This window comes from Halalkalibacterium ligniniphilum, assembly GCF_000334155.1.
GTDB lineage: Bacteria > Bacillota > Bacilli > Bacillales > Bacillaceae_D > Halalkalibacterium > Halalkalibacterium ligniniphilum.
In genome coordinates this window covers 31,266-56,554 of record NZ_ANNK01000100.1, presented here as the reverse complement: position 1 = coordinate 56,554, position 25,289 = coordinate 31,266, and the positions used below count along the sequence as shown (strand labels likewise).

Below are 25,289 nucleotides of genomic sequence, written 5' to 3'. Positions count from 1 at the left end.
GTTTTTTCTAGTAGTACGAAAGAAAGGATACAAATGAGACAACAGAATGCTGTCTATTTGTATGATAAGGGGGAGACGTTATGAAACAGAGAAGACTCATCATGCGCTCGACCATTCTCGTCGTGATTGCTGTCGCCCTTGGTTATACGTTTTATTCGAACTTTTTTGCTGACCGTAGCTTAGCGAAAGAAGGCGAAACGGCAGTGAATTTTGCGTTAACGGATCTAGAAGGTCAACGAATTGAACTTGAGGGTCTCCAAGGAAAAGGGGTTTTTCTTAATTTTTGGGGTACTTTTTGCCCTCCATGTGAAAAGGAAATGCCAATCATGGAAGAGCTTTACCATGAATACAAAGATCAAGGGGTAGAAATTGTCGCCGTGAATGTCAATGAGCCAGAATTAACCGTTGAACGATTTGTTGAGCGTTACGGTTTAACTTTCCCAATTGCTGTTGATAAAGGATTAAATGTAACGGATGCATACGGAATCTCACCACTGCCGACGACAGTGCTTATTGATGAGCATGGCAAAATCGTGGAAGTTCATACAGGTGGAATGACAGAGGCGATGGTGAAGGATTTCATGGAGAAAATTAAACCAGGTTCGTAATGAGGTGTTCGTAAATGAATAAAGTGAAGTGTGAGTGCGGTCATGCCAATCCGTTTGGTACGGTTATCTGTGAATCATGCGGAAAACCGATCGAGGAAAATGTCGGCACCAATGAATTGCTTAACATGCGCTATGAAGGGGTGGCACGTCGCTCACAAACGTATACTCGAACGATTATCGACAAAATTTGGATGTTTTTCTCATCCGTAAAAGTAGGGATCTGGATTATTGTACTCACTCTACTTGCCTCTGCGCTTGGGACCATTTTCCCGCAACAGATGTACATTCCGCCGACGGTTAATCCGGCCCAGTACTATGCAGATGAATATGGGATCGCAGGGGAAATCTATTACCAGCTCGGTTTTCATAACTTATATGGCTCTTGGTGGTACATGCTGTTAATTGCTTCTCTAGGTGTTTCCTTAGTGATTGCAAGCTTGGACCGAGTTGTCCCTTTATATCGAGCTTTAAAAACACAGCGAGTGACACGACATGAGAATTTTTTGAAGCGTCAACGTGTATTTGGGACGTCGAAGGTCGAGAATGAGGAAGAGGTATTTGAACAAGTTAAGAAAAAGCTAGCCGAAAAAAAATATAATCTTTCTGAAGAAAATGGGAATCTTGTTGCTGAAAAAGGTCGGTTTGCAAGATGGGGTCCTTATGTGAATCATGTCGGTCTCATTATTTTTCTAATCGGGTGCATGCTTCGGTACTTCCCGGGAATGTATATTGATGAACATGTTTGGGTTCGGGAAGGGGAAACTGCTGTCGTACCTGGAACAGACAGTCAATATTATATTAGTAATGAAAGCTTCAAGCTTGAACTTTACGATCAAGAGGATGAGCTGTTTGGTGAAGCGATTGAGCGTGCAGGTGGTCTTGTCGTCAGTAATTATGAAACGGAAGCGGTTCTTTATGAACGCGAAGAATCTGGAACAGTTGGTGAAGTCGGAGACTTAGTGGAAGTGGCTAGACATAACATTCGAGTTAATGACCCACTAACGTATAATGGATTTTCTTTTTATCAATTGGATTATAAATTAAATGAGTTTAACGTTATGAGCTTTACATTGAATAATAAAGAGACAGGGGAGTCACTTGGTCAAATTGATATTGACCTTTTTAATCCACAGTCTGAGTACGATTTGGGTAATGGGAATAGAGTCATTATTCGTGACTATTTTCCTGATTATCAGTTAAATGATGCAAATCAACCATCGACACGTTCGAGAATTCCTGATAATCCAGCTTTTATTTTTGAAATGGTCACCCCAGAAACACCAGAGGGTGAAGTGAGCTTTGTGGCGATTCAGCAAAATTTAGAGCCGCTCGGAGAAAATGATTACGAAATGCGATTTGCAAACCTGGAAACGAAAAACGTGACAGGCTTAGGCGTAAGAAGAGATCGGACAATCCCTATTCTCATTGCTGGAGGGGTCATCTTTATGATTGGCTTGATCCAAGGCTCTTATTGGGCTCATCGCCGTATCTGGATTCAACGTAAGAATGGGGAAGTTTGGATTGCCGGACACACAAATAAAAACTGGCTGTCGCTGCGTAAGGATATTGATGATGCAATCGAAGGAACAGGCTTAACAGCACCGGTTGATCAAGTGGTAGAAGCCGAAAAAGAAAAAGAGAAAAACAATACAGAAGTAAAGAAAGCGTAAGGAGGACGAAGAGATGTCGACAGCATTAAGCAGTAATTTACTTTATGTTGCCTTCTTCCTCTATCTTGCTGCAACCATTGCGTTTGCCGTGTCAGTCACGGGACGAAAATGGCGCAACAAAGAAGGGGAAATACAAGGAAACCGTTGGGGACTGTTCGGCTATATTTTCGCAATTGCTGGGTCAATCTTTTCCATTGGCTACTTTATTACTCGGTGGATGGTAGCTGGACATGCTCCTGTTAGTAACATGTTTGAATACATGACGTTTTTAGGCATATCTATTGGGTTTGCGTTTCTCATTATTTATGGGATTTATAAATCAAACGTACTTGGGCTTTTTACGATGCCAACCGTCATGCTTATTATTGCCTATGCATCTGTATTTCCGAGTGAGGTTTCACCTTTAATACCAGCTCTACAAAGTAACTGGTTAGCGATTCATGTCATTACCGTATCGCTCGCTCAAGGAATTTTAGCAATTGGTTTTGCTGCAGGGCTTGTCTATTTAATCAGAACGATTGATTTTACTAAAACAAATAAGAAAACAAGAGCATTAGAATTTATCCTGTATACCCTTTTATGTTTGGTTGGGTTCATTTTAAAAGGCTACATTTTCGGTGCTCTAGACTATGAAACAACGTTCTCCTATATTAACGAAAATGGACAAGAGGCTGAGATCACGTACACACTTCCAGCTCTTATTGGACCGAATGAAGGTGAAGTTTTAACAGATGGTCGTATGGACCCGCTTCTAAACGCACCAGCAATTATTAAAAGTGAAGATTTAAATACAGTCATTTGGTCAATGATTATTGGGGTTGTTCTATATTGGCTTCTTCGTCTCATTTTGCACAAGCGAATTGGTGCGGCGATCCAACCGCTTATTATGCGCGTTAGCCCGCAGACGGTTGATGAAATTAGCTATCGCGCCATTGCGATTGGATTCCCTCTTTTTGCCCTTGGAGGACTTATTTTTGCAATGATTTGGGCTCAAATTGCCTGGACTCGCTTTTGGGGCTGGGACCCAAAAGAAGTATGGGCTTTAATCACCTTCTTGTTCTATGCTGCATATCTTCACCTCCGCTTATCAAAAGGATGGCACGGTGAGAAATCAGCTTGGCTTGGTGTGATTGGCTTTGCAATCATTATGTTTAACCTCGTCTTTGTTAACCTTGTCATTGCAGGGTTGCACTCCTATGCGATGTAATGCAATAACCCCCGCTTGATGCGGGGGTTTTCTTTACACGTTAAGCAGGGATATTTTTTTATAATAGAAGTTTATCGACGTAGTTAATAATTTGAAGGCTCAAATATACTTGCAATGAAGGCGTGCGCCATGAAGGACTTGGCGGAAAAGGCAAGCTTTCTATAGGAGAGGATTGATTCCTGATCTTCTCATGAAATCGCCTCTTAATCGATAATCTTTTAAAAAGAAATCGCCTTCATGGTAGAATAGAGATAGACACCAATTTAGAATTGTTTGTGGGAGGTCTTTAGATGGAAAAAGAAGCAAAAATTTTAGTAGTGGACGATGAAGAACGCATTCGCAAGCTACTGCGGATGTACTTAGAAAGAGAAAATTATCTAATCGAAGAGGCAGAAAATGGTGAGGTAGCGTTAGAGATGGCTTTAAATGCTGACTATGACCTTATACTTTTAGATTTAATGATGCCAGGCATTGACGGCATTGAAGTATGTACTCGTTTGCGGAAAACAAAAGCGACACCTGTTATCATGCTAACAGCAAAAGGGGAAGAAGCGAATCGTGTACAAGGATTTGAAGTTGGAACGGACGATTACATCGTCAAGCCTTTTAGCCCCCGTGAGGTTGTTTTACGTGTGAAGGCGCTGTTAAGACGTTCTTCATCAACGAAATTCCTACAAACGGATACTCAGGCGAAAGATGTGTTAGTGTTCCCTTACTTAACGATCGACAATGATGCTCACCGTGTAACGGTTGAAGGAAAGGAGATTAGTTTAACACCGAAGGAATATGAGCTGCTGTATTATCTTGCTCAATCGCCAGACAAAGTCTTTTCCCGAGAACAGCTTTTAAAAGACGTTTGGAACTATGATTTCTTTGGTGACTTACGTACAGTCGATACCCATATTAAACGACTTCGAGAAAAATTAAATCGCGTTTCTCCTGAAGCCGCTAGCATGATCTCAACCGTTTGGGGGGTCGGTTATAAATTTGAGGCTGTGAAGGAGTAATGCTTTGGAGAAGTGTTGTTGGTAAACTGTGGTTTACCATCTTATTACTCGTTTCTGTTGTCCTTTCTATTTTAATGGTGATGCTGCTACAATTTTTTGAGAGGTTTCATATTAATGAAGCTGAATCACAGCTCTTTAATCATGCCAACATGATTGCAACCATTTATGAAGACTACGAGGATCCTGATTTTGCCCGTTCCATGATTTCAGAATACTCAAATGCCTTTGAAACGAAGGTTGTTATTATTGAAGATCAAAGTCAATATTGGAATACGGGTCATTCAAGTCCAATTAATTTACCTTTAGAAACCTTTTTAGAGCATCCACTCCTTTCTCGTGTTTTTACTGGTCAGCAAACGGTTGTCATGGAAGGGGATTTTCCTAGTCTTGATGGGGTTGAAGGAATGGATACAGGCATGATGATTGTCGGTATTCCCCTTGATGAGAGTGAGCCAGGTAGTGCGGTCTTTTTATATCAACCACTCTCTGCAATCGAAGAGACATCTGCGGAGACGAAACGAATTGTTTATTTATCAGCAGCGATTGCGATCGTGCTGACGACGGTATTCGCCTTCTTTCTATCAACGCGTATTACCGCACCATTACGAAAAATGAGACAGGTAGCCTTAGAGGTTGCTCAAGGGAAATTTCAAACAAAGATCCCGATTTTAACTCATGACGAGATCGGTCAGCTAGCAATTGCCTTTAACCGAATGAGACGAGAGTTAAACCGAAGCATCACAGCCTTAAACCAAGAAAAAGAGCAGCTGTCACGAATTTTAAGCAGCATGGCTGATGGTGTCATAACTCTTGATCGAAAAGGACAGATTGTTGTGACCAATCCTCCTGCTGAGCGCTTTATTCAAGCTTGGTATTATGAGCAAGGGATGAATCACAAAGGAGAGGAGCTTCCGGAAACGGTTCAGCACTTGTTTCAGCAAGTCGTGGCTCTTGAAAAAGAACAGGCTACAGAGGTAGATGTTCAAGGGAGAAGCTGGGCGGTTCTGATCACACCATTGTACGATCATTCATTTGTACGTGGAGCGGTTGCAGTTGTACGTGATATGACAGAGGAAAGGCGCCATGATAAGCTAAGAAAAGACTTTATCGCGAATGTTTCTCATGAGCTGCGAACACCGATTTCAATGCTTCAAGGCTATAGTGAAGCGATTATTGATGACATCGCAGGATCAGATGAAGAGAAAAAGGAGATAGCTCAAATTATCTACGAAGAATCGTTAAGAATGGGACGACTTGTTAACGAACTGCTTGATATTGCTCGGATGGAAGCAGGACATATTGAATTAAGCTATGAAGAGATACAAGTAAAAGAGTTCTCAGAACGAATTGCGCGAAAGTTCCAAGGGCTAGCAAGAGAACAAGGCATACAGCTTCAGTTTATAATGGAAGGTGAGGACACCGTATTATTAGCGGATCCAGATCGTGTGGAACAAGTGTTAACAAACCTTCTTCATAACGCGATTCGCCATACCGGAGAGAATGGCACAGTTCGACTTCGTGTTCATCCAACACCTTCGGGGGTAAGGTTTGATGTAGAGGATACAGGTTCAGGCATTCCAGAAGAAGATTTGCCATATGTATTTGAACGGTTCTACAAAGCAGATAAAGCGAGGACCCGAGCCAAAAAAAGTGGCACCGGTTTAGGTCTAGCCATTGCAAAAAACATCGTGGATGCTCATGATGGCGAAATTTCGGTTCACAGTAAAGAGAACGATGGAACAACATTTACATGCTTTTTCCCGAAACGTGAGGCATAAGCTCGAAGAATGGGTGAGCGAGTTACTTTTATTTATGGAATGGAAAGAGAACGGTGGATATCATCTGTGACACGTATCATCATGGAGGTTGCAAGCGAGAGAGCATCTTGATTTTTCATGCTTTTCTTAGGCTCTGCCTCTTTTCCCAGAAACCAGCATAAGTAGCAGGCTCTTCCCACTTGGATGAAAACGAGTTTGACAAGAAACGCTGAGCAACCTTTCAATGGAGGTGGTGTGAGCGGAAGGACTTCATTGATTCTGCAACTTGAACTGAAGCTTTGACCCCTTTTCCATAGAAAAAAATAAAGTCGAATAATATTGTTTCATACGGAACAGGAATTAATGATTGTAGGATTTATTTTTAGCCAATGCGTTTAGTCATGTGTGATTTACGTGAATCGATAACGAGTAGCGCAAGCCTGCCAAGCCTGCTGGTGCAGTAGCTAGACAGCTTTGAAATGCTATCCTTTCTTAACCTTTGAAAAAAACAATGAGATTTTGTCTACTTTCATGTATAATAGGAACGAGTTATCAATGAAATTACATATTGTTCGCTGCGAGGTCACTCACATTTATTTGAGTGTTAAAAGGGAAGCCGGTTAGAATCCGGCACGGTCCCGCCACTGTAGTTGCTAGAGCTTTTCTATAGACCACTGTTGCTTAAGAGTAATGGGAAGGGTGAAAAGCTTGTATGCATAAGTCAGGAGACCTGCCTTCAGTTCGTTGTGTAACCTTCGAGGAAAAGGTGAAGCAGTCCGTTCTATTTAAGCATTGTCTTAAACAGATACGACTTGTTTTGTCTTTGAAAGCACTTCTGGAGGGAGTGCTTTTTCTATTTTCACAAATTGACACCTCGCACGACAAATAGAGAACCATTGATATAAACATAAAAAAAGGGGATGAAAAATGATGCGATTAAAGATGCAAGCACTTATTCTCGCAATGCTACTTGCTGTGATCCTAACAGCATGTGGCTCAAATACTACAGAAGAAGCACCAGCTAACACAGATGCAGAACAAGCAACAAATGAAGGTGAACCGGCAGAAGAGGGAGAGTCATTTCCGAAAACAATCACAGATGCTTTAGATAATGAAGTGACATTAGAAGCAGAACCAGAACGAATTGTCACATTGATTCCAAGCATTACGGAAACTGTCTATGCACTAGATCAAGGAGATAAGGTCGTTGGACGGACAGATCATGACAATTATCCAGCAGAAGTTGAAGAGGTTGAAAGCATTGGCGGCATGGACTTTGATGTGGAAAAAATTCTTTCATTAGAGCCAGACTTAGTGCTAGCTCATCAATCAGGTGCCCATAATTCTGAAGAGGGCTTAAACCAACTCCGCAATGCGGATATTCCAGTTATCGTTGTTCATGATGCAACTGAAATTGATGCTGTGTACCGATCAATTGCATTAATTGGTGAAGCGATTGGTGCCGAAGCAGAAGCTGAGGAAGTCGTTCAAGGAATGCAAGAGAGGTTCGCTGCACTTGAAGAAAAAGCAAGTGAAATTTCAGAGGATGATCGTGTAAATGTTTGGGTTGAGGTATCTCCAGCTCCTTCAATTTACACGACAGGACAAGGAACGTTTCTTCATGAAATTTTAACGTTAATTAACGCAAATAATGTGGCAGGAGACGTGGAAGGCTGGGTGCAATTTTCTGAAGAAGAGGCAGTTGCTCTTCAACCTGACGTCATTGTAACAACCTATCATGGTTATACTCAAGATGATTCAGCGCAAGAAATCAATGAGCGTACTGCATGGCAAGATGTTCCTGCCGTAGTAAATGATCGAATTTATCACGTGGAGCCTGATCCAGTAGCACGTTCAGGTCCTCGTTTAGCAGAAGGAGCCGAGGAGCTTGCCAAGGTTATTTATCCAGAGGTATTTGCAGAATAATCGAGTTCTTATCTATCTAGGAAGCATTTGTTTTTTATTTGTTTCAATGATTGTCAGTATCGGAAAGGGAAGCGTTGATCTTCCCTTTTCGACTGTTCTTTACATACTCGGTCAACAGTGGTTTCATCTTCCATTAAACGCTACACTTGACCCAATGCATATTAACATAGTAATGGAAATACGGCTCCCACGCGTATTGCTCGCTCTGTTTGTTGGTGCATCTCTTGCTTTAGCTGGGAGTGCTTTTCAAGGATTGTTGAAAAATCCGTTAGCCGATCCGTACACATTAGGGGTTTCTTCCGGGTCTGCATTAGGGGCAGTTAGCGTCCTTTTTTTCGGTATATCTATTCCTTTTTTAGGATCATTTACACTTCCGGTTGTTAGTATTATAACTGGCTTTTTTACGTTGATCATTGTGATGAGCTTTGCTCGCCTCGTACAGCGCTCAATGTCCGCAGAGACGATTATTTTAGCGGGAATTATTTTTAGTTCGTTTTTAGGTGCACTTATTTCATTAATTATTGCTTTAACTGGAGAAGAGCTCAGACAAATTATTAGCTGGCTGATGGGTAGTGTTTCAATGCGTGGGTGGAGCTATGTTTGGCTCATCATTCCTTGTTTTTTCGCAGGAATGCTTCTATTATTGGCAAACAGCCGAGAGTTAAATGCCCTTGCATTTGGTGAGGAAACCGCAAAACATCTTGGTGTGGATATCCGCCTAAGAAAGCTTCTCATTTTGCTTGGAGCTGCTACATTAACAGGATGTGCTGTCGCTGTCTCTGGTTCGATCGGTTTTGTTGGTCTTGTCATACCCCATTTAACAAGGCTTATTTGCGGGTCAGATCACCGGCATTTAATGCCACTATCAATGATCATTGGCGGTGGATTTTTGATGCTGACGGACCTTTTAGCGCGTACGATCATCGCACCTACAGAGCTACCGATTGGTGTCATTACAGCCGTCGTAGGAGCACCTGTTTTTGGTTTTCTCTTATTGCAGCAGCGTCGAAAGCACCTTTCATAAGGAGGAGGTCAGTCATGCTCGAAGCGAAAAATGTGTCAATTGGTTATGATGCTGAATTGGTTGTAAAGGATCTGTCCTTTCATGTGAATAAAGGTGAGATTTTTGGGATATTGGGCCCGAATGGGAGTGGGAAGACAACTCTTTTAAAAGCGATTAGTGGACTTTTGCCTCTTCAACAAGGTTCGATTACGTTACATGGGAAAGCGATCCATGCTTACAGGTCAAAGGAGCTTGCACAGCAAATCGCTGTATTGCCACAGGATAGCGCTACAGCCTTCACCTATCATGTGGAGGAAGTCGTTGGATTAGGGCGGTATCCGTATCAAAAAGGGTTGCTTGGAAGAGAAACAAAACAAGATCAGGACATCGTCATCGAAGCCTTAAAAAAAACCGATACGCTTCAGTTTCGAAATAAACCCTTACAAACCCTCAGTGGTGGTGAAAGACAGAGGGTCTTACTTGCTCGCGCTTTGGCTCAGGAGCCTGAAATGCTCTTACTAGATGAACCGACAAATCATTTAGACATTTCCCATCAAATGAGCTTGTTAAATTCGCTGAAGCAATGGTCACGGACACGGGAATTAACCGTCATTGCGATCTTACATGATTTAAACATGGCGAGTCTTTATTGTGATCGGATCCTGTTATTAGATGAAGGGCAGATGGTGGAGTTAAGTACCCCTCGCTTTATCATGGAACAAAAACAGTTAGAACGTGTTTATCATGCACCATTGAGAATTAAGGAGCATCCTGAGGTACCACGTCCGTTAATAACATTTGTTCCAGAGGTGCCAAAATCAGAACATCAATCACCATTAGAAGCATTAAAGATTGAAGCCACATATCATTACTTGAAGGTGTGGAGCGTGATTCGCTGGAAAACACTTTCTTCTGCAGTACTTGGGGCAGGTTTTCGTTGGCATCAAACGTTTGTCAATCGTCATGTGGACAAAGAGTACTGTTGCGACGATCCTGAAAGTGAATTTAGTCAATATCTCGCAGAGCAGGGGATTGATGCACGTGATGTTCTTGGAATGATGACAGCAGCTATGCTAGAGGATGTAGTGATATCCAAAGAAAGCAACGACTCCTTTTCCTTGCAGGTAATGATCACAGCGGGCACGTCCAATGCTGTAGACGTCTCTAGAGCCTACGAGCAAAAGCCACGGACAGAAAAAATTGGAACGATCAATACATGGGTGTTTATTGAAGGCAAGCTGGCAGAAGCGGCTTACGCACAAGCATTGATGACGGCAACGGAAGCGAAGGTAAAAGCGATGCATGATGAGAACATTCGTGATCCTCACTCAAATACACTTGCAACAGGAACATCAACAGATAGTGTCATGATTGCTGCTTCGCAAACCGGTGAGTATTTACCTTACGCAGGGACGATTACACCGATCGGTGCTGCCATTGGCAAGCTTGTCTATGAAGGAACGCGCTTAGCCATTCAGAAATATCAAAAGAGAAGGGAAGCTTAGCTCATGCTGTTTCATTTGATAGCTGTTGGGCTTGCATATTTATTAGACAAATGGATTGGCGATCCTAGGTGGCTGCCCCATCCTGTTGTTGGAATAGGAAAAATCATTCATATTCTTGATCGAAAGCTAAATCAAGGACGGGGGAAAAAAGGGAAGGGGATGTTGCTTGTTGCACAAGTCCTTGTTGTTGTTGCCTTTATCACTGTTTCCTTGCTTGTTATCGCTTATACGATCCATCCTTTTCTCGGGGTGCTGGTGGAAGCCTTTATCATGGCTACAACGATTGCCACAAAAGGCTTACGGGAGGCTGCAGAGCAAGTTGCCGTTCCTTTGAAAAATCAAGATTTACCAGAGGCAAGACGGTATTTATCTTATATCGTTGGACGTGATACCGATCAGCTGAACGAGCATGACCTTGCTAGAGGAGCGATTGAAACAGTAGCAGAAAACACCAGTGACGGTGTGACTGCTCCTCTTTTTTATGGCCTTATAGGAGGTGCACCACTTGCGATGATTTATCGTGCCATCAATACGTGTGATTCAATGCTTGGCTACAAAAATGAGCGATATGCGCAATTTGGATGGGCGGCAGCCCGCTTGGATGATCTCGCTAATTTGATTCCGAGTCGATTAACAGGTGTGCTTATGGTTTTCGTTAATGCACAGATATGCAAGAAAAAACTGGGTGATTGTTTTAACGTGCTGTTTCGTGATGCACCGAAGCATCCAAGTCCGAATAGTGGCTGGGGAGAAGCGGCGATGGCAGCCCTTTTAAATATAACCCTTGGCGGAAGAAATACATACAAAGGAATGGTTTCATATCGTGCGAAAATGGGAGACGGAAAAGAGAGGCTGGATGCAGGCAAAATTGAGGAAGCAATCACGATTATGGAAAGAACCGTATTCTCATTTGTTTTATTATTATTCGTAACAGGGGGTGTGTGGATTGTCATTACCTAATCATGGAGCCAACCCACAATCACTAATGAGGGCTTTAGGATTGCCATATAACGAACGTTCACTTGATTTTAGTGTCAATACAAATCCGTTTGGGCCACCTGAAACGATAAAAGAAAGAATCGTTGAGCTTTTACCATCATTGTATGATTATCCTGATCCAGAAGCCCTTCGCCTTCGTCAGAAAATCGCGTCAATTGAAAAAGTTGAGCCTGAGGCGATTTTAATCGGAAACGGAGCCGCTCAGCTCATTTTTCTTCTTGCCCAGCACTTCCGCAAAAAGCGAGTCCTTATTATTGAACCGGCTTTTTCAGAGTACCGAGATGCGTGTGAAGCAAACGAATGTGAAGTGACGGGCTTTGTGCTGCAAGAGCCTTGGCAGCTTGACCCTGATCACTTACGGTCTCAGTTAGAAAAGGTGGATGTCCTGTTTCTATGTCAACCGAATAATCCAACAGGAAGTATGATGGAACCCAATCGCATTGAGCGTCTAATTCAGCTAACGGAAAAGACAGGAACAACTTTGGTGATGGATGAAGCATTTTATGATTTTATGGAGCATCCCCACAGCTTTGCAAATCGTACTTCAGCGTATGAACACCTTGTTGTCCTGCGTTCCATGACGAAAATGTTTGCCATTCCTGGTGCTCGTCTCGGCTATGCAGTCTCTTCTCCTTCGATCATTGCCAACTTAAAAAGACATCAACCACCGTGGAGTGTGAATGGCCTGGCACAAGAGATTGGTTTACTTTGCTTAGAGGAAACGTTGTTTGTACAACGCACTGTCCAAGCTATTTCCAAAGAAAGACAACGAGTCAAACGTGCGTTAGAGGAGCTTGGCTTTCAGGTCTCTGAATCGGTCGTTAATTTTTATCTAATATCTGAACCAAAAAAGGGCGAGATGATCTCATTCATGACTTACCTGATCCAGCAGGGAATCATCCCTCGTCATACAAACAATTTCGCAGGACTTGATGGTCATTATTTACGTCTTGCTGTGAAAGATTTAAAGAGTAATGATCAGCTACTTGACGTTGTTGCAGAGTGGAGGCGATGACGGTTGCTTCTATTCGTAACAGGGGCGGTGCGAAGCGGGAAAAGCTCCTATGCAGAAAAGCGTGCCATTGATTATGTAAAAGCAGTCGGTGGTTCACTCCATTATATTGCAACAAGTCAGGTAGAGGATGAGGAAATGAAAAAACGAATTGATCTTCATCAGCAGACGAGAAAAAAAAGCAACGTAAGCTGGATGGTTTATGAACAGCCCTATGACTTGCAAAATCTCCTGCCTCGATTTCAGCAAAAAGATGTCGTCCTGATTGATTGCTTGACGACGTTATTAAACAATGAAATGTTTCGTGAGTGGCAAAAGGGAGAGGATTACATTTTAAATAAATGCTACCTTAACACAATCTACGAGAAATTAGCGGAAATGCTGTCTAGCTATGCTCATGGACCTTGGACTACGATTGTTGTTTCCAATGAAATAGGAGAAGGGCTACCTCATACTGAAAAGGGAACTATGGCCTATTTAGCTCTATTAGGCAAGCTTCATCAATGGGCTGTACAGTTGGCAGATGAAGCAATTCTTGTAGAGTATGGTATACCTATTTTAAAAAAGGGGGTCTCACAAGAATGAAAGGGATTATGCTACAAGGGACTTCATCTGATGTAGGAAAAAGTGTGCTCTGTACCGCCTTATGTCGAATTTTTGCACGGAAAGGCTTCCGGACAGCTCCTTTTAAGTCACAAAATATGTCTAATAATTCTTACATTACATATGATGGAAAAGAAATTGGCCGGGCACAGGGAATACAAGCTGAAGCGGCGATGCGTGAAGCAACGGTTGAAATGAATCCAATTTTGCTAAAGCCGAGAAATGATCGTGATGCAGAAGTGATTTGTTTTGGAAAGGTCGTTTCCTCCATGTCTGGCTTAAATTACCGAAAGCATTTTTATGAGCGGGGACTTGAAGCGATTGAAGAAGCGTTGCAAAAGCTTGAGTCGAACACAGACTATCTCGTCATTGAAGGTGCGGGCTCGCCTGTGGAGGTGAACCTCAATAAACGGGAGCTAGTAAACATGAAAGTAGCGGAGCTTGCTGATGTACCGGTCATTTTAATTGCTGATATTGATCGAGGAGGTGTGTTTGCAAGCTTAACTGGCACGATTCAGCTTTTAGAAGAGACACAGAGAAAGCGTGTCGTCGGTATTTTTATTAATAAATTTCGTGGAGATATTCAGCTGTTTCAGGACGGGATCGAGTGGATCGAAAAAAACTTGAACGTGCCTGTTTTAGGGGTAATCCCCCACTTGGAGGGGCTGTTAATTGAAGGGGAGGATTCATTATCGAAGGAGCAAATCACGTCAGACTTACCGAAGCATCGCAGTCTTGATCTTGCAGTGATTGACTTGCCATACGTATCGAATTATACCGATATGGAGCCGTTTCGCTTTGAAGACGATGTGTCCGTTCGTTTCGTTGATGATGCAAGAGACTTTAAACATCCAGATGCGGTTATCATTCCTGGAACTAAAAGCACCTTTCATGATTTATCGTTTTTGAAAAAGCAAGGACTTGACGTGGTGATCAAGCGTTATGTGGAGGAGGGAGGAACGGTTGTCGGCATTTGTGGCGGATATCAAATGCTTGGTGATTCCCTGTATGATGAGGCAGGAACGGATACAGGTGAAGCAGGTGCAGAAATGACGGGGCTTGGTATTGCGCCAATCAAAACGACGTTTGCAAAGGATAAGAAGACGGTTCGATCTGTAGGGAAGCTGCTCCATCCGTTTGATGAGAATGATCAAATCACAGGATTTGAAATTCATCTAGGTGTAACAGAACGTACCGATCCTGCCTGTTCTTCTTTTTTAGATGTAGGTACCCATGAAGATGGTGTCTATTTGAAAGACGGTCGGGTGATTGGTACTTATTTTCATCACCTCTTTTTTAATGATGAGTGGCGAACCTCGTGGCTAAATGCATTGCGACGGAACAAAGGACTGCCTGAAAAAACTGTTCATAACATTGCCGCGTTTCGAGAACAGTCGTATAACCGTCTTGCTGATGCAATAGAAGAGGTTGTTGACGTAGAAACATTAATACGGTTGATCGATGAATGGAGAGGCTGACTATGCTGAAGGTTTTTAAGGATGGGATGCTTCTTGCTTTTCAGTTTCTAACGATTATTCCGATCCGTAAGCAAATCGCCTGGGATGAAAAGCGAGCGAAAGCAATGGTTGCCCTATATCCGCTTACAGGTGTTGTGCTAGGTGCTTTCCTTTCAGTTCTTTATGGAATTTTCTTTCATCATTCTTCGGTTACACCTCTTGTCTTAACAATGCTCATACTTAGTGCTTCGATTCTCTATTCAGGTGGACTTCATTTGGATGGCTGGATGGATATGAGCGATGCGTTTTTATCGCGTAGAGATCGGGAAAAAAAGCTTGCCATACTTAAGGATTCTCACGTAGGAGCTTTCGGAGTGCTTAGCCTGCTATTCTTACTCGGCTGGCGCTTTGCTTTTCTTTATGAACTGATGATTCAAATAGGATCTGCGATGGTTCCATTACTATGTATCATGCCCATTTTGACACGATTTCTAATCGGCATTCAGCTATCGTTCGGAGCTCCTGCAAGTGAGTCAGGAATGGCAGCAGCTCTTACTCCTTATATCACGAAAGGTGTAAAGAGAGCATATGGTGTATGGTTTTTCACATTAGCTACGGTGATGCTCTATTTTCTGCCATTTGTTCATACTGCTGTCATTCTTATGTTCATCCTTCTGTTTCCGGTTGTTTGGGTGCAAATTTGTAAGCGACAAATTGGTGGAATCAATGGGGATACAATTGGGGCAGGAATTGAAGGAGGGGAAACGCTATTATGGGGCGTACTTTGGCTATTACTCTGTTTCGGCATGGCTTAACGCAAGAAAATGTGGAAAGGAGGTATAATGGTTGGACCGATGTACCCCTTTCCAAGAAGGGGGAAGATGAGGCGATGAAGCTTCGGTTCTTTACCCCAAATGGCTACGAGCGTATTTTTGTGAGTGATCTGCTTCGCGCAAAGCAAACAGCAAAACTGCTGTTTCCACATGTTGAAAGGATTGAATGCCCTGCATTGCGAGAAGTGAATTTTGGTAGTTGGGAAGGCCGTACAGCAGATGACTTACGCGAAGAACCGTCTTATCAAGCATGGCTGAACAACCCTGAGAGCTTTGCTCCTAATGGTGGTGAAACGATGGAAGTCTTTAAAAGTCGTGTGATGACAGGCTGGAGCAAAATCATCGATCGGATGCGGCAAGAGGAGCTTAGCAATGTGGCATTGGTGGCGCACGGCGGCGTGCTGCGTGTTTTGCTAGAAGCTTTTGCCCCAAGGAAGCGCTTATTTTGGGAGTGGGAGGTCGCTTTTGGTACCGCATTTCGTCTTGTGGGAAACGATGAACAAGGGAGGGGAGTAAGATTCACTTCATTACAGGTGGAGCCTTTAATGGAAAAAGTCAATGGGTAAAAACCAAGTATCATGTTGATACAAGCAGTAACACATTGTGGTACAATGCGTACAAGTACAAGGATCATAATAAAAGGGTTCCCCTTTCCAGCGCTACAGCAAAGATGATCGTTGTCAGCGGACTTGAATGCTTTATTCGCTCTTTTTTAAAAGACGAGTCACCACGTCATTCATTTTCAACTTGGCTAGATGATATGCTAGTATGGGAAGGGGAAGAAGAAGAGCGTCAATTAATATTAATTGGCAATGAAATTGGCAAAGGAATTGTTCCGTATGAAAAAGAAGAGCGTCAGTGGCGGGATGTCGTTGGTTGGTGCTATCAAGACATCGTGGGAAAGGCAGACCGTGTTGATCAAATATGGTATGGACTTCCACAGCGATTAAAATAGGAAGGATGATGAAGGATGAGGCTATATACACGTACAGGGGATGAAGGGAAGACAAGTGTTATCGGAGGGAGGTTACCGAAAGATGACACACGCGTTATTGCATATGGAACAACAGATGAGCTCAACTCGTTTGTAGGCCAAGCAATCGCCCAGCTAGAAGGGGAAAAATTTGACGACATTCGCCAAGAACTTGTGAAAATCCAACATGAGTTATTTGATTGTGGCGGTGATCTTGCGATGCTAAAAGTGACAGAGGAACGACCGTATAAAGCGAAGCAAGAAATTGTTGATTACCTTGAGACGCGAATCGATGAGTACATAAAAGAAGCACCTGAACTAGAGCGCTTTATTCTTCCAGGCGGTTCACCCGCAGCAGCAACCCTTCATGTCTGCCGTACAGTAACGAGACGCGCGGAACGGTATGTGTCTCGTTTAAAAAATGAGGGAGACATTAATCCAATCGTCTTAAAATATTTAAATCGCTTATCCGATTATTTCTTTGCGATTGCCCGTGTGGTTAATTTTCGCTTACATGTAAAAGATGTAGAATATGAACGCAGCGCGATTGTTTTTCGTGGTGGAAAACGCAAGGAAGACAAAAAATAAAGCATGTTAAAGGGGAGTCGTTGAGACTTCCTTTTTATAATGGAAACGAGCAGAGGAAGGTGAGAAGCGTAATCAAACTACCTTTTTTGAAAGGGGTACAGAAATAAAAAACGAACATATGTTGTTCTATGTGAGAATGAACCCATTTCATTGGATAAATATGGGTTCATTTTTCTTGTGTACAAGGTAATTCTTGAAAATCCCTACATACACTTAGTTATTGAAAAAGAAAGAGGGGGAGCAGTATGAACGTAAAATGGTTGTACGTAGGGATAGGGATGCTAAGTTTTGCTAGCTTTCATCAACAGGATGTGCAAGCAGCAATGCTTGCAAGTCATCATGTAAGTGTCAACTTGAATACATATGTTGAGAAGGCGCCTGTGATTCAAGTTGTATCTTTGATCGATGAGCGAACAGGAGAGGAGGTAGAACTAAATTTAAATGAGTATGGATACTGGCCAGGTAGGGAAATGAATATTGAGGGATTAAAAGAGTACGCAGCTTCTCTCGCATCGACGATTGATACGCCAATGCAAAACCCAAAAATAAATCAAGCTGGTGAGATTACACCAGGAAAGAATCGTGTGATTCTTTCCGAGCAAGAGTTGGTTGATTCAATCGTAAAGCTAGATTTTGATGAGGGGCAGCTCATCCTTCCTATTTACGAGACACCTCCCACCGTTTCAGAAAACGAGCTAAAAGGAATCGATGAAAAGGTGATTGGTGAATATTCTAGTTCCTTTAATCCAAGCGTTTTAGGTCGTTCTGAAAATATTGCCCTTTCTGCCAAGGCGATACAAGATGTCGTCCTTGGTCCAGGAGATCGATTTTCATTTAACCATGTTGTTGGAGAAAGGACGGTAGAAAGAGGCTACAAAGAAGCGAAAGAGATTGTCAATAAACAGTTTGTAATGGGGATTGGTGGAGGGATTTGTCAAACCTCTTCGACCCTTTTTAACGCGGTTGATGAAGCAGGTCTTACAATCATTGAGCGATACACTCACTCTCGTGAAATTGGCTATGTTCCCGCTGGGCGAGATGCGACAGTCTCATGGGGTGGTCCTGATTTTCGATTTGAAAACAGTTTAGAAAAACCTATCATTATTCGCACAAACATTGAAAACGGACGAATTACAGTCACCGTATTAACCTATAACGGGTAGAGGATAAAACCTTCGTTTTCTTAACGGAGGTTTTTTCAATAGATAAGAAAGAGTGTATAGTATTTTTTTTATCTTTTCATACTAACTAACATGCATATACTCGGTTATATGAATGCTTGTATTCTTGCAGTGTCTATTGTTTTATTGTTTAAATTTGTGATCGGAATTTGAAAAGTGTCATAAACCTTGAATCGTTTCCATAGGATAACATTGTAAAAAAATTAAGAGTTTGTTTGCCAATTTCTATTAGCTGGCACACTTGAAGGAGGAAGCAATGCTCGATTTCTTAAAAAGGATCATTATTGCCTTAGCCATTGGGGCGTGTATTGGGATTTTATTTATCGGAACAAACATTAGCTTTGCTCAAGAGCAACAGTATAATAGCCCATTGAACGGTGACCATATTTGGCCGACAATGGGAGAACTGACGGATTCTTTTGGGACAAGAGGTGGAACTCACTATGGAATCGATATTGCAGCACCTGAAGGGACCCTGGTTATGACGATCGCAGATGGTGTCGTGCGACGATCTTATTATTCTGATTCTTATGGGCATGTTGTTTTTGTTCAACATCAAAGTGGATTGGAAACGGTTTATGCTCATTTAAATCAGCGCTTCGTTTCTGAGGGTGATGCTGTAAGGGAAGGGGAAGAGATTGGTACGGTTGGAAATACAGGGCGTTCTTCTGGCAATCATCTTCATTTTGAAGTACATAAGGGTGAGTGGAACTTAGAAAAATCAAATGCGATCGATCCTTTCCTCGTTATCGCAAAAGAATCCTCGCCTCTCTACGTCAATGAGCACAAACAGTTGACAATTGAGGAAAATAATAGAGCATCTTCTCAAGAAGAAAAATTGATAAACGAAGATGCAGTTGCAACATTGCACTATATGGATAGTCCGAAACATGAGCATGAGGAACCCAACAAGAATCAACATAATGATAATAGTGAAAAAGCCGTCTCCTTTACTGTACAAGAAGGAGATACATTATGGAGCATTGCCAATCATTTTGGTGTTGGGCTCGAAGCGTTAATGGAATGGAACGAGCTTGAATCATCACTTATTATTTCCGGAGATGTATTGACTGTTTTTGTTCATGAGCAAGAGCATTATCAGGTTCAAAAAGGGGACACGCTTTCATCGATTGCTGAAGATCATGCTCTCTCTGTTGCGCTTTTAAAAAAACAAAATGATCTGACGGATGATCTTATTTTTCCAGGAGATGTGCTTTGTGTAGAGCGTAATTAACGGACTATTTCAATAAAAAAGGGAGTGTGTTACACTAGCAGTAGGTTAGACCAAAGTCGAGGTTGAGATTGCAGCTATGGAAGATCGCATAAACGTACACACTGAACTTTTTCAATGGCTAAATCAGCAAACGGATTTGTCGAGTTATCAAGTAGATTTAGTAGATGGTTTTGTTTTTATGTTAAAAAAAATAAAGAGACACAAATTGATACGTTTAACGAGGAAGGGGGAGCTGCATCCTCGCTTCTGGAAATCCCATGATCGTACGTTTGGTTATCAGCTGATGAAGGGGAAAAAGCAACAAACAGCTCATCTATATCGTTTTTATGTTGACGTTGCAATGGCTGAACAATTGCTTGTCGCCAATGGCGATCGTATTCAGCTCACAGATAAAGGGGACGAGTATCTCAAACTATCTGCTGATGGACAGCTTGATCTGCTTTTTCGCCATATTTGGTAGTGATGAGCGGACCGTCTGGCTTGGCTACGAATTCATCATACAAAATTGTGAGAAGAAAAAGCAGGACATCCGTTTAATCGGGATGTCCTGCTTTTTTAATAAGATAAGAAAATAGAAAACTTTAAAGCTGTCTAGCTACAGGAGCCAGTGGCGACAATCGCCTTGCACTTTTCTTTGTTGCTTGAATGGCAATTTTCCTTGTCCTATCCTACAATTCAATGCGGTCAGCAAAATGAATATCGTCAATGCTTTGCAATGCGGCAATAACCTCATCGCTTGCTACTTTATCGACAGCAAGCATCATAATGGCTTCTCCGCCTTCTTCTTTACGACCTACCTGCATTGTTGCGATATTTACTTGATGCTCGGCTAAAAGCTGACCCATTTTTCCGATAACACCAGGGCGGTCATTATGTTGGATGTAAATTAGATGCCCTTCTGGTGTGAAATCGACGTTAAAGCCGTTTACTTTGACAATGCGTGGTCCGTACTCTTTTACATACGTACCGTGAACGTCAAATGTACGGTCTTCGCCTTTAACTACAGCGTGAATAATGTTCGCATAGCCAAAGGTGTTGTTGCTTGTATGCTTTTCGCCAAAGTTAATCCCGCGTTCTTTGGCAATCAATGCTGCATTGACGTCATTAACGGCCGCGTCAACACGTGGTTGAAGAAAACCAGCCATTAAGCTGCGCGTTGTAATCGATGTCTCGATATCGACAACATTCCCACCGTACGTAACGACGATTTCCTGTACCGGTGTTTTCATAATTTGTGATAGAAGGTTCCCCATTTTCTTTGTTAGCTCATAATATGGCTTGACCTTATCATATACTTCCTTTGAAAGGGTCGGAAGATTAATGGAATTGCTGACAGGATTGCCTTCAAGAAAATGAAGCACTTCTTCTGATACCTGTGCTGCAACATTTAATTGTGCTTCTTTTGTTGATGCTGCAATATGAGGCGTTGCAATGACATTATCAAAGGCCAAAAGCTCTTCGTCAGCTACCGGCTCTTCTTCAAATACATCAAGAGCTGCGCCAGCAATATGTCCAGTTCCTAGGTAATGCTTTAATGCATTTTCATCAATGATGCCACCGCGAGCACAGTTGATAAGAAAAACACCCTTCTTTGTTTTCGCAATGTTCTTCATTCCAAGAAGCCCTTTGGTTTCTTTTGTTAGAGGGGTGTGAACTGTGATAATGTCAGCTGTCGCTAACAGATCATCTAGACTTACAAGGTTTACACCTAGCTTTTCTGCCCGATCCTTTGTTAAAAATGGATCAAATACATAGACAGTCATTTCAAACGCTTTTGCACGCTTTGCTATTTGAGAACCGATACGACCAAAACCAACGATCCCTAAATTTTTTCCGCGAAGCTCTGTTCCTTGGAAGGCTTTACGATCCCATTTCCCGCTTTTAATGGATGCATAGGCTTGTGGAATTTTACGCAGTAAGGAACTAATCATTGCAAATGTGTGCTCAGCAGTAGAAATCGTGTTTCCGTCAGGCGCATTGACAACAACAATTCCCCGTTTTGTCGCCGCGTCAATGTCAATGTTATCAACCCCGACCCCAGCACGAGCAATGATTTTTAATGATGGCATTTTTGCCATGACTTCATCGGTCACCTTGGTTGCACTACGCACTAGCAGGGCATCGAATTTTGTTAAATCGTCGACATTATCGACATTTTCTTGGACACATTCCACACGGCTGTCTTTAAGTAATGGCAGAAGACCTTCTTTACTCATGGCGTCTGAAACGAGAATACGGTATGTTGTTTGGCTTCCTTTTGTTTCAATCTTTTCAACGGTTGCTTGTTGATTCATCTTTACTCCAACTCCTCTACTTTCATTAATCTCCCCAAATTTTACATCTCTTTGATTTAGTAAAGCAACAAAGTTTGCAAAAAATGCATTCCTCCTTATGGAAATGTAAGCGTTTCAATAAAAAAACCTTCTGCCCACACGACGGATGTCGTGAGGGGCGGAAGGTTCAGACCGCGGTGCCACCCTCATTCGCGTATCACGATATGATACACCTCAGGGAGAGAATACATCTCCAAGATAACGGATTAACCGTATGCTCCTACTGACACGTTCAGAGCATCAACTCAGAAGTGCTATGAAAAATCGGACCAAACTAGTTCGCAGCGACCACTAGCTCTCTGATATTGGCAGCCAATTTTTCTTTCTTCATCATCGTTTTTTTCGTCAAAAAATTCATTTAATTGCTTGATAATGTACCACACTAGAAGGACATTTGTCAATTAGCTTCTTCTTATTTTAAAAATTTCTCATACATTAAAGTGAGAGGGGGAGTCGATAGCATGAACTATCAAGTAAATCGTGGAGACACGATTGCAAAAATTGCCGTTGCCCATCACGTACGCCCGATCGATCTTGTCAAGGCAAATTCATTTCTTAAAAATGAAAAGGCGTATGTTCAACCAGGAATGACAATCACGATCCCAACGAATCAGAAATTTACTTATGAAAAGAATCCATACGAATGTGTGTGTGAATATGGACCGTCTGATTTAGAAAAGGATCTTCCTGAGTTGGAGAAGAGAGGGGTTAAGCAGTCGATTATTGGGTATTCTGTTATGAAAAAACCGATTTATGCATTTAAGCTCGGGAGTGGACCTGTTTCGATTTTCTATTCTGGTGGCTGGCATGCCAATGAATGGTTAACAACAAAGTTTCTCATAACATTTTTATGTAAACTTGCAAATGTGAGGTCTAAAAATGAGAAACTTTTTGGGTATGACGTTAACACATGGCTGCGTAAAGTAACTCTCCATGTGGTTCCTCTTGTTAATCCTGACGGGGTGGAGCTCGTCCAGCAAGGAATTTATCCGTCTCATCCTTTTTACAATGAGGTTTTATCGATTAATAAGGGTAGTCAACAATTTGATCATTGGTCCAGTAATATACGTGGGGTCGATTTGAATCATCAATGGCCAGCTGGATGGGAGGAGGAAGCAAAAGAAAGTCCTCAGCAGCCATGGTCTCGTCATTATAGTGGATCTGCCCCATTGACGGAGCCTGAAGCACGTGCGGTTTATGAGTACACTCTTTGGTACAATTTTGCTTATGTTCTTGCTTTCCATTCACAGGGACAGGTGATTTACTGGGGGTACAGGAATTTAGAGCCCCTTGAGAGTGAAGAGATGGTGACAAGATTATCCCTTGTGAGCTCATACAGCCCGATTCGCACAGCTGACAGCGATGGTGGTTACAAAGATTGGTTTATCCAAGAAACAGGGCGACCAGGCTTTACAATTGAGGTAGGTGTTGGAATAAATCCTCTCCCGTTCAAGGCTTTTTCAGAAATTTGGTCAAATAATGTGATGTTAGCCCTTGAAGGTCTAACATTATGGGATGAAAAGAACAGACCGTAAAAAATTACGGCTTTTTAGTAGGCCTGATAAAAGAAAAAAAGATGGTGCTTTCACCATCTTTTTTAAATGAATAAGAAAGTATTAAAGTTCCAAGCTGTCTAGCTACAGGTGCCGCTAAGCGCCTGCAGCATTTCTTGAACTACTCGAATTTTAATGGGTCACCATCAAACGGTTCGTCTGCTACCTTGATCGAATCCGTTGGACAGCCTTCTTGCGCATCAATCATGTCTTCAATTAAAACCTCTGGAATTTCAACGATACCTTGGTTATCGTCAAGGGTAACGAAAGCAATTCCTTCATCATCGTAGTCGTAAATATCAGGTGCTGCAGCACCACATGCACCACATGCGATACATGTGTCTTTGTCAACAATTGTATATTGTGCCAAGTGAAACCCTCCTAATTTAATATGAATATATGCTTCCTTATACAAAACATATGTATGATAAGAACAGTATGTTCCCGGAGCTTTTGTGTAAGGAATTCGTTCGTAGCTATTGTCTATTGTATCGGTGATTGTCTAACTTTTCAACAACGAAATCAGTCAAGTTTCAAGAATATACAGAAAAACAGTGAACCTTCAACATTAATGCTTATCTCTCATACTGGATTATAAGATTTTAGCTAGAGTAAAACTCTTTTTTTGCTCGCATTCCTTTTTTAGCACGTATCGATAAAGCCAATGAATTTGCAATCATCTCGGCTCGCTATGATTAACTCTTCCCGACTTAAGCGTAAATAAACCCATTTTTCTCGCTATTTTGCTACAATATTTTATAGGAGAAAGGATGGGAGGGTGACGTCTTTGAATGAGTTGACGGAAGGATTGATTTTGACGACGCTTGAAGCGTTTGGTGAAGAACGAACCATTTATGGGGCTTATCATTTGCTTCAGGGAAAGCGTTCCGCTCAAACGATTCAGGATGGACATCTCTTCCACCTATCAGGCTTTTTCGGATTGTTGTCTGCTTTAACGAGGGACAGCTTCACTTCAACGGTAAAACAACTTGAGCGATCTGGATGCCTCGTCTTACAAAATGAAAACTATGCGTCTGTCACAAAAGCAGGAAGAGAGAAAAGCCGTGAATTTTTGCAAAAGTATCCATCAATTAAAAAGGCAGATGGCTGGAATTTAAAAGGGCTTGTTAAGCCTTTTTGGCTTCGACTCACTCTTTATGTTCAAGCGCTCTCTCATCTTGCTGCAGGTGAAAATGAGTTTTATCCTGTCACGCTTGATCGAAGGGTTCATCGATGGGTAAAACAACATCTTCCTACCAGCATTGAAGACCGTCAATTACGTTTGGACAAGCTTTATCATGAACTGACAGCATTACTGGAGGGAGTGCCAGCTCAAGAGGCGGAAATTTTTGTGCAACAATTAAGTGGATACAAGCGGTATGGATTAACGCTTGAGCAGGTGGCTGCAATTCTTAAGATTACGGTCATCGAAGCAGATGTGCTTCATCAATTACTGATCCAACGAATTGTTCGAACAGTTAGAGGTGAGAAGAAACAGTTTCCGCTGCTCCATTTATTTATCAGCGATTTACACGAATCACAGTCACTTACAGCATCTGCTGAAAAAACGTATAAGCTTTATCAAGCTGGGTATTCCCTAGAACAAATAGCTAGTATAAGAAAATTAAAAATAAGCACAGTGGAAGATCATTTCGTTGAATTCTCTTTACAAATCCCTACCTTTCCACTTCGGGATTTTGTTCCTGAATCGATTCAAGAGGACATTAAACGAATCGTTCAAACGAAGCAGACAAAACGGCTCCGTGTCATTAAAGAGGAGCTAAACCAAGAGACCAGTTATTTTATGATTCGATTGATGCTAGCAAAGTTGGGAGAATAA

At 42.0% G+C, this 25,289-nt stretch carries 23 protein-coding genes, 1 riboswitch and 1 other annotated feature; of the genes, 21 read left to right on the top strand and 2 right to left on the bottom strand.

Annotated features, from left to right (window positions below):
• The first annotated feature begins 80 nt into the window (after nucleotides 1–80).
• The 19 genes from resA to BLT_RS0112270 all read left to right on the top strand — a co-directional run bounded on the left by resA (nucleotide 81) and on the right by BLT_RS0112270 (nucleotide 20,023).
• Complete coding sequence (resA, locus tag BLT_RS0112365) at nucleotides 81–608, top strand: thiol-disulfide oxidoreductase ResA (RefSeq protein ID WP_017728111.1); 528 nt, start codon at nucleotides 81–83, stop codon at nucleotides 606–608.
• A gap of 14 nt (nucleotides 609–622) precedes the next feature.
• On the top strand, nucleotides 623–2,278 hold the full coding sequence (gene resB, locus BLT_RS0112360; RefSeq protein WP_017728110.1) for a cytochrome c biogenesis protein ResB: 1,656 nt from the start codon (nucleotides 623–625) through the stop codon (nucleotides 2,276–2,278).
• 13 nt (nucleotides 2,279–2,291) lie between these two features.
• Nucleotides 2,292–3,485, top strand: a complete 1,194-nt coding sequence (ccsB, locus tag BLT_RS0112355) for a c-type cytochrome biogenesis protein CcsB (RefSeq protein ID WP_017728109.1) — start codon at nucleotides 2,292–2,294, stop codon at nucleotides 3,483–3,485.
• Nucleotides 3,486–3,775: 290 nt separating this feature from the next.
• Nucleotides 3,776–4,492: a response regulator transcription factor gene (locus tag BLT_RS0112350; protein WP_017728108.1), complete on the top strand. Its 717-nt coding sequence runs from the start codon at nucleotides 3,776–3,778 to the stop codon at nucleotides 4,490–4,492.
• Complete coding sequence (locus tag BLT_RS0112345) at nucleotides 4,492–6,270, top strand: ATP-binding protein (RefSeq protein ID WP_017728107.1); 1,779 nt, start codon at nucleotides 4,492–4,494, stop codon at nucleotides 6,268–6,270. Before BLT_RS0112350 ends, BLT_RS0112345 begins: the two co-directional genes overlap by 1 nt.
• A 541-nt stretch (nucleotides 6,271–6,811) precedes the next feature.
• Nucleotides 6,812–7,001, top strand: a riboswitch (cobalamin riboswitch).
• A 175-nt stretch (nucleotides 7,002–7,176) separates the two neighbouring features.
• Nucleotides 7,177–8,175 carry a helical backbone metal receptor gene (locus tag BLT_RS0112335; protein WP_017728105.1) on the top strand — a complete coding sequence of 333 codons (999 nt, stop codon included), beginning with the start codon at nucleotides 7,177–7,179 and terminating at the stop codon, nucleotides 8,173–8,175.
• Nucleotides 8,138–9,199 carry a FecCD family ABC transporter permease gene (locus BLT_RS0112330; protein ID WP_026105103.1) on the top strand — a complete coding sequence of 354 codons (1,062 nt, stop codon included), beginning with the start codon at nucleotides 8,138–8,140 and terminating at the stop codon, nucleotides 9,197–9,199. The genes BLT_RS0112335 and BLT_RS0112330 overlap by 38 nt, the downstream gene beginning before the upstream one ends.
• Nucleotides 9,200–9,213: 14 nt before the next feature.
• On the top strand, nucleotides 9,214–10,683 hold the full coding sequence (locus BLT_RS0112325) for a heme ABC transporter ATP-binding protein (RefSeq protein ID WP_017728103.1): 1,470 nt from the start codon (nucleotides 9,214–9,216) through the stop codon (nucleotides 10,681–10,683).
• 3 nt (nucleotides 10,684–10,686) lie between these two features.
• Entirely contained in the window at nucleotides 10,687–11,643 is a 957-nt protein-coding gene (gene cbiB, locus BLT_RS0112320; protein WP_017728102.1) for an adenosylcobinamide-phosphate synthase CbiB, read from the top strand.
• Nucleotides 11,630–12,697, top strand: a complete 1,068-nt coding sequence (gene cobD, locus BLT_RS0112315; protein ID WP_017728101.1) for a threonine-phosphate decarboxylase CobD — start codon at nucleotides 11,630–11,632, stop codon at nucleotides 12,695–12,697. The genes cbiB and cobD overlap by 14 nt, the downstream gene beginning before the upstream one ends.
• Before the next feature lie 3 nt (nucleotides 12,698–12,700).
• Entirely contained in the window at nucleotides 12,701–13,279 is a 579-nt protein-coding gene (locus BLT_RS0112310; RefSeq protein ID WP_017728100.1) for a bifunctional adenosylcobinamide kinase/adenosylcobinamide-phosphate guanylyltransferase, read from the top strand.
• On the top strand, nucleotides 13,276–14,775 hold the full coding sequence (locus BLT_RS0112305) for a cobyric acid synthase (RefSeq protein WP_017728099.1): 1,500 nt from the start codon (nucleotides 13,276–13,278) through the stop codon (nucleotides 14,773–14,775). Before BLT_RS0112310 ends, BLT_RS0112305 begins: the two co-directional genes overlap by 4 nt.
• Before the next feature lie 2 nt (nucleotides 14,776–14,777).
• Nucleotides 14,778–15,569 carry an adenosylcobinamide-GDP ribazoletransferase gene (locus tag BLT_RS0112300; RefSeq protein WP_017728098.1) on the top strand — a complete coding sequence of 264 codons (792 nt, stop codon included), beginning with the start codon at nucleotides 14,778–14,780 and terminating at the stop codon, nucleotides 15,567–15,569.
• Nucleotides 15,527–16,153 carry a histidine phosphatase family protein gene (locus tag BLT_RS0112295; RefSeq protein ID WP_017728097.1) on the top strand — a complete coding sequence of 209 codons (627 nt, stop codon included), beginning with the start codon at nucleotides 15,527–15,529 and terminating at the stop codon, nucleotides 16,151–16,153. Before BLT_RS0112300 ends, BLT_RS0112295 begins: the two co-directional genes overlap by 43 nt.
• Before the next feature lie 35 nt (nucleotides 16,154–16,188).
• Nucleotides 16,189–16,542 carry a bifunctional adenosylcobinamide kinase/adenosylcobinamide-phosphate guanylyltransferase gene (locus tag BLT_RS0112290; RefSeq protein WP_161603244.1) on the top strand — a complete coding sequence of 118 codons (354 nt, stop codon included), beginning with the start codon at nucleotides 16,189–16,191 and terminating at the stop codon, nucleotides 16,540–16,542.
• A 15-nt stretch (nucleotides 16,543–16,557) separates the two neighbouring features.
• Nucleotides 16,558–17,148, top strand: coding sequence for a cob(I)yrinic acid a,c-diamide adenosyltransferase (locus BLT_RS0112285; RefSeq protein WP_017728095.1), 591 nt, complete (start codon nucleotides 16,558–16,560; stop codon nucleotides 17,146–17,148).
• A 245-nt stretch (nucleotides 17,149–17,393) separates the two neighbouring features.
• A complete protein-coding gene (locus BLT_RS0112280; RefSeq protein ID WP_017728094.1) occupies nucleotides 17,394–18,311 on the top strand; it encodes a VanW family protein in 918 nt (305 codons plus the stop codon).
• A 274-nt stretch (nucleotides 18,312–18,585) separates the two neighbouring features.
• On the top strand, nucleotides 18,586–19,563 hold the full coding sequence (locus BLT_RS0112275) for a M23 family metallopeptidase (protein ID WP_017728093.1): 978 nt from the start codon (nucleotides 18,586–18,588) through the stop codon (nucleotides 19,561–19,563).
• A gap of 76 nt (nucleotides 19,564–19,639) precedes the next feature.
• Entirely contained in the window at nucleotides 19,640–20,023 is a 384-nt protein-coding gene (locus BLT_RS0112270) for a hypothetical protein (RefSeq protein ID WP_017728092.1), read from the top strand.
• Nucleotides 20,024–20,231: 208 nt separating this feature from the next.
• On the opposite strand, the gene serA is transcribed toward BLT_RS0112270, so the two are convergent.
• Nucleotides 20,232–21,857 (bottom strand): phosphoglycerate dehydrogenase, encoded by a 1,626-nt coding sequence (serA, locus tag BLT_RS0112265; RefSeq protein WP_017728091.1) that lies wholly within the window; start codon nucleotides 21,855–21,857, stop codon nucleotides 20,232–20,234.
• A gap of 150 nt (nucleotides 21,858–22,007) precedes the next feature.
• Nucleotides 22,008–22,239, bottom strand: a binding site (T-box leader).
• 118 nt (nucleotides 22,240–22,357) lie between these two features.
• Here serA and BLT_RS0112260 point away from each other — a divergent pair.
• Nucleotides 22,358–23,431: a M14 family metallopeptidase gene (locus BLT_RS0112260; protein ID WP_017728090.1), complete on the top strand. Its 1,074-nt coding sequence runs from the start codon at nucleotides 22,358–22,360 to the stop codon at nucleotides 23,429–23,431.
• 139 nt (nucleotides 23,432–23,570) lie between these two features.
• Here BLT_RS0112260 and BLT_RS0112255 read toward each other — a convergent pair whose 3' ends face one another.
• On the bottom strand, nucleotides 23,571–23,819 hold the full coding sequence (locus BLT_RS0112255; protein ID WP_017728089.1) for a ferredoxin: 249 nt from the start codon (nucleotides 23,817–23,819) through the stop codon (nucleotides 23,571–23,573).
• 417 nt (nucleotides 23,820–24,236) lie between these two features.
• Between BLT_RS0112255 and BLT_RS0112250 the strand changes: the two genes are divergently transcribed.
• Nucleotides 24,237–25,289, top strand: coding sequence for a helix-turn-helix domain-containing protein (locus BLT_RS0112250; protein WP_017728088.1), 1,053 nt, complete (start codon nucleotides 24,237–24,239; stop codon nucleotides 25,287–25,289).